This window comes from Fructobacillus sp. ESL1117, from assembly GCF_058508565.1.
The window spans coordinates 566,163-581,924 of record NZ_CP196385.1; the positions used below are offsets into that span (position 1 = coordinate 566,163).

A 15,762-nucleotide genomic window follows, 5' to 3' on the forward strand; every position below is an offset into this window, starting at 1 on the left:
TCTACTCCTCGTTGCGGCCAACCAAGACTCTGGTTTCCGCATAGTTTATTACTTGTCTTAAATTAATACTCGTTTGCCGTGAGATCCGTTTTTGTTCATAGAGTTGCTGGATGAAATCCCGCTCCGCATTTAACGCTTTTAACTCGAGCTCCAATCGCATGCGATCGTCTTCTTCTTGTTGATCAAATGTCGAGATCGCCTTGGTCTTTTCAATTTGAAAACGGTAGATCACAATTAAATTATACGCTTCTTGCCGTAAAACGCGCTGCATGACGGTATCGCCGACTTGTTTTTCTACATATGCTGAGATGGCCGCAATAGCAGCCTTCAGTAGTTCACGAGTAGCATGGTCGGCCTCTTCTTGGACCCGATCATTTTCTTCCTCAGCCAGCCAAATGCGGACCTTAACGGCCAAACGCCGCAACAACCACTTCAAACGCTTATTAGCAAAGAATTCACGAGTTGTTCCCAAATCAGCTTCAATTTGATCAAGGCGTCTATCCTGCAAAGAATAAGTAATCGGCGTAATTTCTTCATCAACTAATAGTTGTTGAAGACGATTACGTTCCGCTTTCAAAGCAACTTCCTGCAACTCCAGGTCTTTCTCGGCCGCAAAATCATGCTGGTCCTGATCTTCATGGAGCTTCCGTCGTAATTGGCGGACCTTTTTTTGCCGACGAGTAATTAGTTCGTGGGCAATTCGCCGATTTTGATTATTTTGGACATCCCGTAATGCTTGAATGCCAATTCGCATAATCCATAGACGGGCCTGATCTTCTGATAAATCAGCCCGGTGGTCCTCCGGCAAAGCCTCATCAACCTCCGTTGCGCCCTCCGGTTGAGTGAAATCGTGCTTCGTTGTCTGCTTTGTCACTAGTGGTAGCATGACAGAAGCCACTACCAAAGAAAAGATGACCACTACCGCCGCGATAAAAATCATTAAATCACGGCCAATAAACATTGTGCCTTTGTTGGTGACTACAGGAATAGTCAAGACCGCAGCCATGGTAACGGCGCCGCGAACCCCCGTCAAGCCCGACACAATAGCTGATTTAAAAGAAACTACTTTCGCCTGATGCCGGAACCTCTGACTGATTTGAATAGCCAAAGCCCACAACACGCGTAAAGAAAAGATAATGAACCAGACAATTAAACTATAAGTCAAGGCCTGGATGTTGGAGATATTGGTGTCTTCTAAGATATTATGCAAGGCGTTTGGCAAGGTAACACCAAGTAAGACAAAGATTAAACCATTTAAGACGTAAACTAAGACCTCCCAAGCATGAACTGAAACAATCGTTGCTTCGGCCGATAAAAGGCCAACGTGGCGGTCATTTAAAATTTTGGCAGTGATTCCACCCGTCACAACAGCGATCAAGCCAGAAGCGTGCATGGGGTATTCAGCCACCCAATAAATAATAAAGGGTAGCAAAACTGTAATCACCGTATAGAATACAACATCAGCTAAACCAAAGCGTGAAACAGAATCACGCAACCAGATAATGATGGCCCCAATCACAACGCCGGTCACAATCCCAGCCAGGGTCATCCAAGCAAAGTTTAACAAAGCGTCCGTCAATAAGAAAGTCCCGGCTACTACTGCTTTAATAGCCGTATTAAACGAAACCAACCCGGTCGCATCGTTTACCAGGCTCTCTCCCGTCACCACGTGTAAGAGGTTTTCTGGAAGCTTCACCCGTTTTGCAATCGCTTGAACCGCAACTGGATCCGTTGGTGATAACACAGCTGCCAAGGCTAGTGAACCAGCAATTGGTAGCTCTGGAATCAAAAAGTGAATCAGCCAGCCACCCAAAATCGTGGTCACCAAGACGAGCCAAATGGCATTCATCAAAATTGGTACCCGTAATTTCCACAATTCCCTTTTTGGAAACCGCCAGGCATCGTTAAACAGGATTGGAGCCACAAAAAGCATCATAAACCAGTGGGAATCCACCTCAATATAGGTTCCACCAATCGTTGCCAATAAAAAGCCAATCGCAATTTGAAATAATGAAATTGGGACGGCTGGAACAAAGTGAGAGATGATGCTTGAGATAGCAACACCAATCACTAAGACAATCATTAACTCAATAATATCCATAGGCTACCGGTCTCCTAAAATACGAACTTCAGGTTCCAGGCGAACATGGTACTCCTCAAAAACTTTTGCTTGCACAAGGTGAATTAAGTCTTCGTAGTCGTTACCCGTTCCTTGGTCCACGTTGACCATAAAGCCGGCATGCTTCTTCGAAACTTCAACCCCACCAACACGTGTACCTTGCAATCCGGCATCCATAATCAGCTTACCGGCAAAGTAACCAGTTGGCCGCTTAAAGACGGAACCGTTCGATGGCCATGACAAGGGTTGCTTATTGGCACGGGCCAAGTTAACCTGATCCATTTTCCCTTGGATAGCCTGTTGGTCACCAGGTGCCAAATCAAAGGTTGCCTGAACGATAACCCCGCCATTTTCTTGAAAAACAGAATGGCGGTAACCAAACGCTAATTCATCTTTTGTAAAAGTCCTTAAGCTTAAATCAGGCATCACCGCTAGCACGGAGGAAACGACCATATCGGCTTGTCCACCATAAGCACCGGCGTTCATGAAGACCGCGCCACCAACGGATCCAGGAATTCCAGCCGACCATTCCAAGCCAGTTAAGGACTTATCGCGAGCTAAAGCAGCCAACCAAATAATGTCACAGCCAGCTTGGGCTAACAATTGATTGTTCTCCTGTCGAACAGCCTTTAGTTCAGTCGTTAAAATCACCAAACCTCGCAGTCCACCTGAACGAACGACCAAATTGGACAGTCGACCAAAAACATGAACAGGCAAGCTTTCTTGTTTGGCCCAATCTAGCAAGGCGGTCAACTCAGCTATTGAGGTCGGAATCGCCAAATAATCCGTTACGCCACCGGCTTGGGTGTAGGCGTAAGGTGCAATTTCTTGCTCTTTTTGTATTAAACCTTGGGCAATTTTCATAGTAATCTCCATTAGTATCCTACTTTCTCTATCATACCAAACTTTACTATTTTTATTAGGAAGAAAAAAGACGGCGCAAATGCGTCGTCTTTCTTGAATTCATCTCAACTATTCAGACAAAAGACCGTCTTACCGGTACTTTTTACCCATGCCCGCTAATAGCTTACGCAAATAACGATCACCAGCTTGTCGATAATTCCGGTGGTCAGGGCGACGCAAAATTGCCGACAATTCGCCATTAGAAACCTTAGCCCCTGCCAAAGCCAATAATTGTTGTAAATCATCCGATGTATAAGCCATAGCAATTTTGATTTTCTTGATGGCCACATTATTGACCAAATCAGCTTTGGCCATATCAAAAGTTGGTGGCACGGCTTGTCCATCTTTATCTAAGCGCTCACCACGCCGATCAATCACTAGGCCATTCAAAAAGGCCTCCAAATCATGGGCTGAAAGCGCCTGATCCGGTTGACTATCCTCTTCTTGTTTTGTCAAAATTCGGTCCAAATCCTTTTGCGTCATTTTGACCCCACCTAAGGTAAAAAGTCGAATAACCTCTTGGTTAGATAAATCAAGTGCATAGCGCAATCGAATTATTATATCGTTATAGTTCATTAATTTTCCTTTGAAAGCACTGCTTATCGAGCGTACTTTAGCGCCCGCGTTAAAAAGTTCATCATTAATAATCGTTGCAACCCAGTTTAAAATGGATGGGTATCGTACGTTTGCCACGATTCATGTGAATCCTGGATGCGCTTAAACATTCGCTCCATTTCTTTGATAGTAAACGAGGTCAAAACTGGCCGGCCATGAGGACAGTTATAGGGATTTTCTGCTTGTGCTAAATCACGTAAGAGCGTCTTCGCCTCTTCATCCGAAATATGCCAATTGGCCTTAATCGCTCGCTTACAAGACATCATAATCGCAGCTTTTTCTCGAAAGGCTGCCACAGTCAGCTTACCATCATGAAGAACCCAATCAATCATTTCTTTAATGGTGCCTTCAGCTTGGTCAGCTAAAATCCAGGCTGGATGTTCATACAAAGCAATCGTGTTTGGGCCAAATTCTTCCAAATGAAGGCCCACCTGCTCAAAAATCTCATGAAAATCAGCAATCTTTAACATATCGGCCGTAGAATACGTCAGCGTAATCGGTGCCAGCAATTGCTGCTGGTCTTCGCCTACCTGGCCAACCACCTGCCGATAATATTCGTAATTCAACCGTTCCTGGGCGGCGTGCTGATCAACCAAGTACAAATGATCCTGGTCTTGGGCAAAGAGAAAGGTTCCATGCATCTGACCAATGTAGTCCAGATTAGGAAAACCGGTCTTTTTACTAGCTTGATCACTTAAGTCCAAATCTTGGTTAACCGGCTTAGGGGTCGCGACTATAGTCTGAGCCTGATGTTGCTGCCCACTCAACCAATCATTTTGCTGCTGTTTTGTCTGTGAGTCCTCTGGCTGTGTACTCTGTTCAATGCCCAGGCCCATAGCCTGATTTGCTAGTGCAGCCAAGCCAGTATCGGCATGGTTGTATAAGCCTCCATTTTCTTTGGCGGCGCTAGTTGACAGGTCGATAGAAGTATCTGGCTGATAAGCTGCTAACGGTTCAGCAATTTTTGGCTGAGACTGATTTTCTTCCATAAAGATCGGCTGATACTCTTCTTTGGCATAGCGACTGGCAAAATTAGCGACTGGCGCATCGGCCAGTTGACCTTCATCATGAATTTCAACTACCCGGTCAGCCTTAACCGGGACCGAAAGAACCTCTGTGGCTGGATTTTTCACGAAGACACTGGGTTCTTCTACCGCAGCGGTCGGTTTTTTTTCTTTTTCCCCTTGACCCAGGTTATCAAGCGCTGCAGGAATCAAGTTTTCACCACGAAGACGATTAGCAATAACCTGCGTAATCAATTCCGTCAGTTCTCCCTCTTCACTCAACCGAATCTCAGCCTTCTGGGGGTGCACATTGACATCAACCAGCAGTGGGTCCAGCTCAATATTAATGGCACCGATTGGAAAACGGCCAACCATCAACTTTGAACCATAACCCGCACTAATAGCATTTGAAACAGAGAAATTTTTAACAAAGCGGTGGTTTACCAAAACAGCAAAATAAGACCGAGAAGACCGAGTCTGTTCCGGCAAGGACAAGTAACCATTGACCTTAAAATGGTCGGAAGCCCCCTCAAAAGCAACCATTTTTTCAGCCGTTTTGCGATCATAAACAACTGCTAATACTTGCCGCAAATCACCGTTACCCGGTGTCTTCACCAGAGTTTTCCCGTTATGGCTCAGCGTTAAGGCAACATTTGGATAAGCCATGGCCAAGTGATTGATCGTTTCTACCATCAACGACAGCTCGGTCTGTGGTTTTTTCAAATACTTGAGCCGAGCTGGCGTATTGTAAAACAACGAACGAACGGCAACAATGGTTCCAAAGCGACCAGCCGTTGGCCCCTCCTGGGCCACCTGTCCACCTTTGACCTGGTAAAGAAAGCCAGTGTCAGCAAGCTTTGTCCTGGTTTGCAAAGTGACATCTGCAACCGCTGCAATCGATGGTAAGGCTTCACCACGGAAGCCCAAAGTCATGATATTAAACAAATCATGCCGATCTTGTATTTTCGAAGTGGCATGACGAACAAAGGCCAACGGTACTTCTACTTGGTCAATCCCCTGACCATTATCGATTACTTTAATTAAATCTAAACCACTATTTTCAATCACGACTTCTACTTGAGTCGCATTGGCATCAATAGCATTTTCAACCAATTCTTTGACCACTGAGGCAGGACGTTCAATGACCTCACCGGCCGCAATTTGGTTGGCCAATAATTCAGGCAGTTCATGAATTTTAGTCATTTTCTTGCCTCATTTCCTGTAATTTGGCAATTAAGTTGAGAGCCGCCAATGGCGTCAATTGGTTAAGGTTAACCCGATCAAGTTCATCAAGGGCCTTCTGGTCAGCCGGATTGATTGACTCCATTTCCGCTGCTGGAAGCTCTTGAGCAGAGGCAATTTCAAAAAGTGGAATGTCCTGTGCCAGACCATCCCCAATTGGCGTTGCTTCAGTCGAAGCGTTTCTCATTGCCGGGCTAACAGTATCTTTGACAGCAGCACTCGAACGCTTTGCCACCGTCTCTTCTACACCTTCAACTTGCCCTACCCCTTGGGCTTCTAAGGCTCTTAAAATTGCCTCAGCATTTGTTAAGAGTGATTTCGGCAACCCTGCCAAAGCAGCTACCTGAATCCCATAAGAACGGTCAGCCGCTCCTGGCTGAACCTGATGTAAGAAGTGTAAAGCGCCATCATCGGTTAACTGTGCCCCAACATGGACGTTTTGAATGGCAGGATGGCTAGCCGCCAAAGCCGTTAGTTCATGATAGTGAGTAGCAAAAATCGTCGTCGCGTGAAGATTCTGATCCAAGTACTCAATAATGGCCTGTGCTAAGGCCATTCCGTCGTAAGTGGCTGTACCACGTCCCAGTTCATCAAATAAAATCAATGACTGAGAGGTTGCCCCCTGAAGCGCCGAGTTGGCCTCGGCCATTTCAACCATAAAGGTTGATCGACCGTTAACGAGGTCATCATTGGCCCCGATTCGGGTAAAGATTTGATCAAAGATTGGCAAAGTCGCTTCATCTGCAGGCACAAAGGACCCCATCTGAGCTAACACGACAATTAAGGCGACCTGGCGCATGTAAGTAGACTTACCAGCCATATTCGGACCGGTTACCAGTTGAATCTTGGTTTTTTCATCAAAAAAGACATCATTAGCAACATATTCGCCAGGTCCCAAGAGGGATTCAATCACCGGATGGCGGCCCTGCTTAATTGTTAGTGCCCGGTCACCATCCGTTTTAAACTCTGGTTTCGTAAAATGTCGGTTTTCAGCGACATCAGCTAAAGCCGCCAAAACGTCAAGTCGGGCAATTTTTTGTGCTAATGTCTGCAAGCGACTGATTTCTTCCTTAACTTTGGCGCGAATAGCCAAGAACAAATCATATTCGCGGTCAAAACGTTTTGTCTGCGCTGCAAAAATCAGGTCTTCATGTTCCTTCAATTCAGGCGTTGTAAATCGCTCAGCATTCGTCAATGTTTGCTTACGATGATAACGTCCCTCTTCTAATTTGTCGAGGTTTACCTTAGTTACTTCGATAAAGTAACCAAAGTTCTTGTTATATTTGACCTTTAAAGTCGAAATCCCAGTTGCTTCCTGTTCTTGCTTTTGATAAGCAGCGAGCCAATCTTGGTTATCAGCTAAGGCCTGGTTATAAGAATCAACCAAATCATCATAACCCGGTTGAATTAAGTCACCATCACGAACCGAAATTGGTGGTTCAGGGACAATGGCTTGTTCAATCAGGCTTGCCAAATCGAGCAAGGGATCAATTTCTGCCCCAGCAGTCTGCAAGATTGGATTAACGTGCTCAGCCTGCAAAGCGGCTTGCATATCCGGTACTGCCTGAAGCGAACGCTTTAATTGCACCAAATCACGGGCATTAATGGTTCCTAAGGCAGCTTTTGCGGCTAAACGCTCCAAATCATAAACGTACTTCAACTGATCCTGGACCGTTCCTCGAGTGAAAAAATCATCTTTAAAGGCAGCAACGGCCTCTTGCCGAGCCTGAATTTTCTGCAAATCCTTCAAGGGTTTAATCAGCCACTGCTTCAATAACCGCCCACCCATAGCCGTCTTCGTTTGATCTAAGAGTGCGAAAAGAGAACCAGCTTTTTGCTTGGTCCGCGCATTTTCAACCAAATCAAGGTTGACCCGTGTCACCTGGTTAAAGACCAAATAAGCCTGGCGCTCATATGTTTGCACCGGCATAATGTGGTCCAAAGACCGCTTTTGCGTATCAAATAGATACTGGAGAAGCAGTCCTGTAACTGTCTGCTTGGCAGGTTTCTTTAAATCTTTTGTTAGATAGGTAATCGTAGCGGAAGGCTGAACCGGACCCTGATAAGAGACAACCAGGCCCTTTTCGCCAATAGCAGCCGCCAATGCTGGTGTTGAAAAATCACCCTCTTTTGCTAAAACAACTTCCTTAACCTCCAGAGCACCAAGTTCATCCAAAACGGCGCTCTCATCCATTAATTCCGTTGCCTTCAATTCGCCAGTCGAAAGGTCAATATAAGCCAAGGCAAAAGCCGCCTGATCAGCATCCCCAAGACGTGATCCAGTCGCTACCACTGCAGCCAAAAAATTATTATCCTTGCCATCCCCATTTTTGGAGGAAAGCTTTGTTCCTGGCGTAATTAACTGGACAACATCCCGTTTGACCATGCCCTTAGCCGTTGCCGGATCTTCCATTTGCTCGACAATTGCTACCTTGTAACCGGCATCAACCAAGATATCAATATAGGCTGAGACGGCATGGTGGGGAATTCCGGCCATCGGAATCGGCTCAGCTGAATTTTTATTCCGTGCCGTTAATGTTAGTTCAAGAATTTTGGCCCCTTTAATCGCATCATCTTCAAAGAGCTCATAAAAATCGCCCATTCGATAAAAAACAAAGGCGTCGGGGTACTGATCCTTAATTTGATGGTATTGCACCATCATCGGGGTTGGTTCTTTTGTCGCCATATTATGGCCCTCCTCTTAACAGTTTTGAAGCGATGTTACCGTTTTTCTTGCCTTTCACTGCCATTTGACGAGTCAGATTGACAAAAGACTTTTTTATTCGGTAAGTTGATAACCCTCTTTTAATAAATCAGCAAAGCTGACCACTGGCTTGGGCTCAACCGGATAATCCACAACCGCCTTTTGCATCCAAACTAAGTCATACCAAGTATCAAACTTATAGCCAATCCGGTCAAAGGCGCCAACGTAGCGGTAACCCAAATGCTCATGAAAATCACGACTATTTGTTGTCAAATGTTCATCATCGATTTTTGGCACCGCAATGCAGGCATTGACATTGATAATGTTTTGATCACGCGAAATTTGCTCAATCATTTTGTAAAGGCGCTTACCCAAACCATGATGGCGCTCATCCTGGCGAATATAAATGGAGGTTTCAACCGACCAGGCATAGGCTTGACGAGAGCCCATCGGACTTGTATAAGCATAGCCCAAAATCACGCCATCTAAAACGGCCACGATGTATGGGTGTGTCTTCAACGTTTTTTCAATGCGTGCTTGAAATTCAGCAACCGTGGGCACCTCGTACTCAAAGGTAATCGCCGTTTCACGAATGTAGGGTGCATAAATAGCTAATAATTCGGCCGCATCAGCTGCTGTTGCTGGACGAAAAATAATTTGATCTGTTGCCATAAGAGTGATACCTCATCCTAAAAGTTATTCGAAACAAGAAAAGCCTACCTGTCAAACTGACAACTAGGCTTATTTTGTCAGCACTGCCACTGCTTCAACATGAGTTGTTTGTGGGAACTGGTCGACCGGTTGGATAGGACCCTCAAGGGCATAACCATGATCTACCAACTCCTTAAGATCACGCACCATTGTCGCCGGATTACATGAAACATACACCAGGCGCTTTGGGCTGATTGTACTAACGGCCTCAATAAAATCAGTTGTTAAGCCTTTCCGCGGCGGATCAACAAAGACAACATCCGCCTTTAGGCCCTCTTCAGCCCACTGGAGCATCTGACTTGGCGCATCAGCCGCAACAAAATGACTATTGGTAACTTGGTTAATGCGGGCGTTTTCTTTGGCATCATCGATGGCCGCTTCGACTAATTCGACTCCGTAGACCTCAAAAACATCGTTGGCCACCGTCAACGCAATTGTCCCGATACCACAATAGGCATCAATCACGGTATCCGTCTTTTTCAATTCGGCCTTTTCCTTGGCCAATTGGTAAAGCTTAGCGGTTGTTTCGGGATTAACCTGATAGAAAGAATTAGGGCCAATCAGGTATTTCTTGCCCAGCAAAATATCTTCAATGGCTGGCTTTCCCCACAATACCTGATTTTGATAACCCATAATCACGTTTGTTTGGGACTGATTGACATTTTGAATGACCGATTTAAGCTTTGGTAAACGAGCCTTTAGTGCGGCTACAATTGCCCCAGTTTCTGGTAACTTCTTGGTTTTCGTCACCAAAACGACCATTAATTCACCAGTCGCTTTTCCAATGCGAGCCATGACGTGACGGATGACACCACGGTCCTCTTCTTCGTCGTAAGCAGAAATACCAAACTCTTGTAAGACATCCCGGGTCACACGAATAGCTTCATCCACGGCGGGATCTTGAATGTAAAAGGAATCGGTCGGAATCAACTTATGCGACCCACGACGGAAAAAACCGGTTTCTAGACGACCATTCAGCATTCTGGCCGGTACTTGTGCCTTATTACGATAATGGGTTGGATCGGCCATCCCAATTGTATCGGCCACTTCCACGTCAAGTCGGGCCTTTTTAAATAATTGCTGTACCTGAGACTTTTTCCAAGCCAACTGAGCCGGATAAGCTAAGTTGGCTAATGGCGCAATCCCTGTCGTTAAGGCCAACTGATCTGTCAACTCCACTCGGTCCGCTGATTTTTCCAACAACCGTTGTACACGGGCAAAACCGTAATTTTTTAGGACCTTTGTCACCAAAATGTCGGCCTTTTCACCTGGCAGCGCATTGGTTACAAAGAGCGGAAACCCATCCACTTTCGCTACGCCCAGACCTTGATAGGTTAAATCGGTCACCGAAGCAGTGATGACTTCATTTTTATGAATTGGAGCGGCCTGTTTAATTGTGCGGTTGGCTTTAGCCATGCTTAGTTCTTTTCCTTCTCATTTGCTTTAGGTTCGTGCTGGGTCGCCTCAAGAGCTTCGACCTGCTCGACGAACTCTTCTTGAATCTTGGCGTTCGTTGCATCAACATCAATCGCTGACAAATCTGCAACGAATTCAATATGTTGTTTTAAGTTTTCAAAAGTCATTGGGGCATCCCCACCATACTCGCCATCAAGGTTGACCTTGATTGGATGGTCATCTGATAGCGGTGTGATTTCAACCTTTGACGTTTTTTTATAAATTAACTGTGGATTATTCACGTGAGAACCATTCAAAACTTGAGCAGCCAACTGCGTAATCTGCCACAAGTTAGCGGCCTTTACAATCAGTAACGTAAACTGACCGTCATCTAATTTAGCATCGGGCACGATGGATTCAAAGCCACCAACCGAATTCGTTAGGGCCAAGAAAATCATCGAAATATCGCCATCATACTCGCCATCATCATAAACCACCTTGGCCTGAACCGGTTCCAACCGGGTCAATAACTCAGCTCCCTTAACAAGATAGGCCAAGTAGCCATAAAGTGACTTCATCACGGATGGTACGGCATAGGTCACTTCCGAAAGCGTACCTAAAGCAGCAATGTTCATGAAGTAGCGGGCATCAGCTGGGGCCAAAATCTGCCCGTCCGCTTCCACTAAGCCACCGCGAGTCGAAATTCGACCAATGTCCATTTTAATCGTCTGCCCCTTCAAAATTACCTTGGCAGCTTCCAATGGATCATCACGGGAAACCTTCAGGGCGCGGGCGTAATCATTGGTTGTGCCGGCGGGAATGATTGCCATTTTCGGCCGACGCTTCAAAGGCGCAATCCCATTAACAACTTCGTTAATTGTGCCGTCTCCACCAGCAGCCACAATCAGATCAAAGCCCTCAAAGGCGGCTCGAGTCGCTTCCTTTTGGGCTGAAAAAGGTTCTGGAGTAGTCGCATAGGTCGATGTTTCGTACCCCGCCTCTTCATACACCCGGATAATGTCTAGCATTTCGCGTTTCGCTGTTTCCCGACCCGAACTGGGGTTATAAATAATTCGTGCTCGTTTCATGGCTCACCTGCGAAGCTTCCCGACCATTCCTCAAATCAGTAAAGCCTCGACTTCCTCCTAAAGTATATGTACAAAAGCCCGCAAAGCGGTGCTTTTATGACAGTAACCTGACCAACTACTTCGGTCAACCGACAATTACTGCTTGATTATTGGTTAGCGCTTGTTCAATTCGGCTAACAAAAGTTTATTCAAGACACCAGGGTTAGCCTGGCCCTTGGACTTCTTCATCAATTGGCCAATCAAGAAACCTGTTGCCCGGTCCTTACCACCCTTAAAGTCTTCGATTGACTGTGGGTTGTCATCCAAGACTTCATTGATCATTGGTGTCAAAACGGCTGGGTCCGAAATCTGAACCAAACCTTCCGCCTTCGCGTAGGCTTCTGGTTCTTTCCCTTCCATAATGGCCTCAAAGACCTTCTTGGCTTGCTTAGTTGAAATGGTACCGTCTTCAATCAACCTCACCATGCCAGCCAAGTTTTCAGGTGTCAAATCAGTATCCTGCAATTCAATCTGGTTCTTGTTCAAGTAGGCGTTCACGTCACCGATTAAGTAGTTGGCAACGCGCTTTGCAGCTGATTTTGATTCGGCCCCAGCATTGACAGTGGCGTCAAAGAAGTTCGCCATTGCCAACGTTTGTGTCAAAACTTCGGCATCGTATTGTTCCAAACCAAGGTCTTGGACATAGGACACTTGCCGGTCGCCAGCTGACTTTGGCAGTTCAGCTTGAACACGGTCAATCCAAGCTTGATCAATATGAATCGGTGACAAATCAGGTTCTGGGAAGTAACGGTAATCATCCGCCACCTCCTTGACCCGCATCAAAAGCGTTGACTTGGTTGGCTCATCGTAACGACGAGTTTCCTGGCGAACCTTGCCACCAGAACGAATAACCTGTGCCTGACGGCGTTCTTCAAATTCCAAAGCAGATTGAACATAGTGGAATGAGTTAATGTTCTTCATTTCCACTCGCGTTCCATAGGTCTTTGATCCTCGTGGACGCAATGAAACGTTAACGTCAGCTCGCATCTGTCCTTCTTGCATCTTGGCTTCAGAAACACCTGTAAACAAGATCACTCGGCGTAATTGTTCCAGATAAGCGTAGGCTTCTTCTGGCGAAGACAAATCAGGCTTCGACACGATTTCAACCAATGGTGTTCCCTGCCGGTTCAAATCAACGTAAGAATAGCCATCAGTACCGTGCGTATTCTTTCCAGCATCTTCTTCGACGTGGAGTTCTTCAATCCCAATTCGCTTCACGCTACCATCAGGCATGTTAACGTCTAAATAACCATGACGGCCTAACGGTGTTCGCGTTTGAGTTGTCTGGTATGACTTTGGGTTATCCGGATAAACGTAGTTTTTCCGGTCCCAACGAATCTCTTCTGTAATTTCGGCATGCAAGGCCATGGCCACCCGCATCCCGTATTCAATCGCACCCTTGTTTGCAACTGGCAAAACCCCGGGATAACCCCAATCAATCACGTTGGTATTTTCATTCGGTGCATCCCCATAGTGGACGGGCGAAGGTGACAAGAGCTTGGATTTCGTTTGCATTTCAACGTGGACTTCAAGTCCAATTGTTGTTTCAAAGTTTTCGTTTGCCATTTGTCTCCTCCTTATTCCCCTGCTACAACCGGATGTTGGTCATAGAAGTGGTTTACTTGTTCAAAGGCATAAGCAACTTGGTAAAGAGTTGCTTCATCAAATGGCTTTCCAATCAATTGCAAGCCGACTGGCATGCCACCATTAAAACCAGCATTGATTGACAATCCTGGCAAACCAGCCAAGTTCACTGGAATCGTCAAAACATCGCCCAAGTACATGGTCTTTGGGTCACCGATTTCTTCACCAATGCCATAAGGTTGGGTTGGTGTCGTTGGACCAACAATCAAATCATAGTCAGCAAAAACCTGGTTAAAGTCTTCGATAATCAATGTCCGAATTTGAGCAGCCTTCTTGAAGAAGGCATCGTAAGCGCCAGCTGAAAGCGAGTATGTTCCCAACATAATCCGGCGCTTGACTTCATCCCCAAAACCTGCAGTTCGGGTGTTCTTATAAACTTCTTCCAGTGACTTAGCGTCTGGTGCACGGAACCCGTAACGGATACCATCGTAACGCTGCAAGTTTGACGAAGCTTCTGATGACATCAAGATGTAGTAAGCAGCAACCCCATATTGTGTGTGTGGTAATGAAACCGTATCAACAGTTGCCCCCAGGGCTTCTAATTGAGCAATGGCAGCCTTAATTTGTGTGGCAACTTCAACTGAAATTCCTTCTTGGAAGTATTCTTCCGGCACGGCAATCTTCATGCCCTTGATATCTTGACCAATCTTTTCAGCAAAATCAGGTACTTCCAATTCAACAGAAGTGGAATCTTTTTTGTCAAAACCAGAAATGGCATTCAAAACGAAGGCGTTGTCCTTAACGGTTCGGGTCAATGGACCAATTTGGTCCAAAGAGGAGGCCATGGCGAAAAGACCAAAACGTGATACTCGACCATATGTGGGCTTCATCCCCACCAAACCATTAAAGGCGGCTGGCTGGCGGATTGATCCACCGGTATCAGAACCAAGGGCATAAGGAACCTGACCAGCGGCAACAGCAGCAGCCGATCCACCAGAGGAACCACCTGGAACCTTGGTGTGGTCCCAGGCGTTCTTCGTTTTCTTGTAGTAAGAAGTTTCAGTTGACCCACCCATGGCAAATTCGTCCATGTTGGCCTTACCAACGATGACTGCACCAGCATCATTCAACTTGGTTGTCACCGTTGCATCATAAACTGGCTTAAACCCTGACAAAATGTGGGAAGCCCCCGTTGTTTCCAAACCATTAGTGGCAATATTGTCCTTGATGGCCATCGGAATACCAGCCAAGAGATTTGAAAAATCACCCTTTTCATCAACGGCACGAGCCTTAGCTAAAGCTTCGTCTGCGTGCATCCGGACGAAAGCCTGCAAGTCTTCATCAGTTGCTTGGATGTTTGCCAAAGTTTCCTTGGTCAATTCTTCGGCCGTGATTTTGCCAGCTTTCAAATCAGCATTCAAGTCGGCTAAGGTCTTGTCAAAATAATTAAAAGTCATTATGCTTCATCCTCCCCGTTTAAAATAGCGGGTACCTTAATTAAGTCGGCTGCCTCTTCTGGTGCTTGGGCCAACAAGGCCTTCTTTTCATGCCAATTATCCGCAACATCTTCTCGTAAATGGTTCACATTCGGTGTTACTGAAAAAGTTGGTTCGACATTGGTTGTATCCACCTCTGCCATCTTCTCGCACATTGCCACGATTTCCTGGAGTTGTCCAGTAAAGTGCTCAAGTTCCTGGTCGGAAAAACTCAGTTTGGCCAAGTCTGCAACGTGAGCGACTTCTTCTTTTGAAATTGATGTTGCCATGGGGTCACCTGCCTGAAAAAGTGGATTTTTCCGTCTTTTTCAAGGCTATCCTTTCTGATGTAATTACTGTTCTATTCTACCATAAAAGCCCTTAGTTGCCCCTGCTAAATGGCAGAATGCTTGCCAATTAAGAAAATGACAAAGCTGATTTTTGCTTGCATGTCAAGCATCCTTGATTTTTTTTGAAAAACCCGTATAATTAGTCATGTTGTCAAAACAACTGTCCAAGTCCTTAGATTGACGTCTCACCGTCGTTTCTCTCAGCACTTGGAGACATTTAAGAAAGGTGGAAATGATTATGGCCCTTACACAAGAACGTAAGAACGAAATCATGAAGGAATATGCCCGCCATGAAGGCGATACTGGTTCAGTGGAAGTTCAAGTTGCAGTTTTAACTGCTGACATCAACGAATTGAACGGTCACATGGAAACGCACAAGCATGATTTTCATTCACAACGTGGTCTTTTGAAGAAGATCGGTCGCCGTCGTAACTTGCTCCGTTACCTCCGTGGTACTGACGTTACGCGTTACCGTGAATTGATCAAGCGCTTAGGTTTGCGTCGTTAAGCTTTTGCTTACAAATAACCAGAAT

Annotated in this window: 12 protein-coding genes; 1 reads left to right on the forward strand and 11 read right to left on the reverse strand. The window is 45.8% G+C overall.

All coding sequences use genetic code 11. The annotated features are described in order from the left end of the window. Window position 1: 1 nt before the first annotated feature. The 11 genes from ACSYSH_RS02400 to gatC all read right to left on the reverse strand — a co-directional run bounded on the left by ACSYSH_RS02400 (window position 2) and on the right by gatC (window position 15,169). The gene (locus ACSYSH_RS02400; protein WP_491702466.1) at window positions 2–2,101 is read right to left on the reverse strand and encodes a cation:proton antiporter; all 2,100 of its coding nucleotides are present in this window, start codon (window positions 2,099–2,101) and stop codon (window positions 2–4) included. Between the two features lie 3 nt (window positions 2,102–2,104). Further along, window positions 2,105–2,983 carry a UDP-N-acetylmuramate dehydrogenase gene (gene murB, locus ACSYSH_RS02405; RefSeq protein WP_489815809.1) on the reverse strand — a complete coding sequence of 293 codons (879 nt, stop codon included), beginning with the start codon at window positions 2,981–2,983 and terminating at the stop codon, window positions 2,105–2,107. 129 nt (window positions 2,984–3,112) lie between these two features. Further along, window positions 3,113–3,598: a YehS family protein gene (locus tag ACSYSH_RS02410; protein WP_489816523.1), complete on the reverse strand. Its 486-nt coding sequence runs from the start codon at window positions 3,596–3,598 to the stop codon at window positions 3,113–3,115. Window positions 3,599–3,684: 86 nt separating this feature from the next. After that, window positions 3,685–5,844: a DNA mismatch repair endonuclease MutL gene (mutL, locus tag ACSYSH_RS02415; RefSeq protein WP_491702465.1), complete on the reverse strand. Its 2,160-nt coding sequence runs from the start codon at window positions 5,842–5,844 to the stop codon at window positions 3,685–3,687. After that, window positions 5,837–8,569: a DNA mismatch repair protein MutS gene (mutS, locus tag ACSYSH_RS02420; protein ID WP_491702464.1), complete on the reverse strand. Its 2,733-nt coding sequence runs from the start codon at window positions 8,567–8,569 to the stop codon at window positions 5,837–5,839. Before mutS ends, mutL begins: the two co-directional genes overlap by 8 nt. A gap of 93 nt (window positions 8,570–8,662) precedes the next feature. Next, window positions 8,663–9,259: a GNAT family N-acetyltransferase gene (locus ACSYSH_RS02425; protein WP_489815812.1), complete on the reverse strand. Its 597-nt coding sequence runs from the start codon at window positions 9,257–9,259 to the stop codon at window positions 8,663–8,665. Between the two features lie 69 nt (window positions 9,260–9,328). After that, window positions 9,329–10,714 (reverse strand): 23S rRNA (uracil(1939)-C(5))-methyltransferase RlmD, encoded by a 1,386-nt coding sequence (gene rlmD / locus ACSYSH_RS02430; protein WP_491702463.1) that lies wholly within the window; start codon window positions 10,712–10,714, stop codon window positions 9,329–9,331. A gap of 2 nt (window positions 10,715–10,716) precedes the next feature. Continuing rightward, window positions 10,717–11,781 carry a diacylglycerol kinase family lipid kinase gene (locus tag ACSYSH_RS02435; protein ID WP_489815814.1) on the reverse strand — a complete coding sequence of 355 codons (1,065 nt, stop codon included), beginning with the start codon at window positions 11,779–11,781 and terminating at the stop codon, window positions 10,717–10,719. Between the two features lie 153 nt (window positions 11,782–11,934). Beyond that, window positions 11,935–13,386: an Asp-tRNA(Asn)/Glu-tRNA(Gln) amidotransferase subunit GatB gene (gatB, locus tag ACSYSH_RS02440; RefSeq protein ID WP_489815815.1), complete on the reverse strand. Its 1,452-nt coding sequence runs from the start codon at window positions 13,384–13,386 to the stop codon at window positions 11,935–11,937. Between the two features lie 11 nt (window positions 13,387–13,397). Further along, on the reverse strand, window positions 13,398–14,861 hold the full coding sequence (gatA, locus tag ACSYSH_RS02445; protein WP_491702462.1) for an Asp-tRNA(Asn)/Glu-tRNA(Gln) amidotransferase subunit GatA: 1,464 nt from the start codon (window positions 14,859–14,861) through the stop codon (window positions 13,398–13,400). Beyond that, complete coding sequence (gene gatC / locus ACSYSH_RS02450) at window positions 14,861–15,169, reverse strand: Asp-tRNA(Asn)/Glu-tRNA(Gln) amidotransferase subunit GatC (protein WP_489815817.1); 309 nt, start codon at window positions 15,167–15,169, stop codon at window positions 14,861–14,863. The genes gatA and gatC overlap by 1 nt, the downstream gene beginning before the upstream one ends. Before the next feature lie 298 nt (window positions 15,170–15,467). On the opposite strand from gatC, the gene rpsO reads away from it, so the two are divergent. Beyond that, a complete protein-coding gene (rpsO, locus tag ACSYSH_RS02455; RefSeq protein ID WP_047974261.1) occupies window positions 15,468–15,737 on the forward strand; it encodes a 30S ribosomal protein S15 in 270 nt (89 codons plus the stop codon). Window positions 15,738–15,762 lie beyond the last annotated feature (25 nt).

Bases quoted from the DNA above. Each gene is read 5' to 3' on its own strand.
- rlmD (WP_491702463.1), bottom strand. From the start codon at position 10,714: ATGGCTAAAGCCAACCGCACAATTAAACAGGCCGCTCCAATTCATAAA.
- gatA (WP_491702462.1), bottom strand. From the start codon at position 14,861: ATGACTTTTAATTATTTTGACAAGACCTTAGCCGACTTGAATGCTGAT.
- gatB (WP_489815815.1), bottom strand. From the start codon at position 13,386: ATGGCAAACGAAAACTTTGAAACAACAATTGGACTTGAAGTCCACGTT.
- ACSYSH_RS02425 (WP_489815812.1), bottom strand. From the start codon at position 9,259: ATGGCAACAGATCAAATTATTTTTCGTCCAGCAACAGCAGCTGATGCG.
- ACSYSH_RS02400 (WP_491702466.1), bottom strand. From the start codon at position 2,101: ATGGATATTATTGAGTTAATGATTGTCTTAGTGATTGGTGTTGCTATC.
- gatC (WP_489815817.1), bottom strand. From the start codon at position 15,169: ATGGCAACATCAATTTCAAAAGAAGAAGTCGCTCACGTTGCAGACTTG.
- ACSYSH_RS02410 (WP_489816523.1), bottom strand. From the start codon at position 3,598: ATGAACTATAACGATATAATAATTCGATTGCGCTATGCACTTGATTTA.
- rpsO (WP_047974261.1), top strand. From the start codon at position 15,468: ATGGCCCTTACACAAGAACGTAAGAACGAAATCATGAAGGAATATGCC.
- mutS (WP_491702464.1), bottom strand. From the start codon at position 8,569: ATGGCGACAAAAGAACCAACCCCGATGATGGTGCAATACCATCAAATT.
- ACSYSH_RS02435 (WP_489815814.1), bottom strand. From the start codon at position 11,781: ATGAAACGAGCACGAATTATTTATAACCCCAGTTCGGGTCGGGAAACA.
- mutL (WP_491702465.1), bottom strand. From the start codon at position 5,844: ATGACTAAAATTCATGAACTGCCTGAATTATTGGCCAACCAAATTGCG.
- murB (WP_489815809.1), bottom strand. From the start codon at position 2,983: ATGAAAATTGCCCAAGGTTTAATACAAAAAGAGCAAGAAATTGCACCT.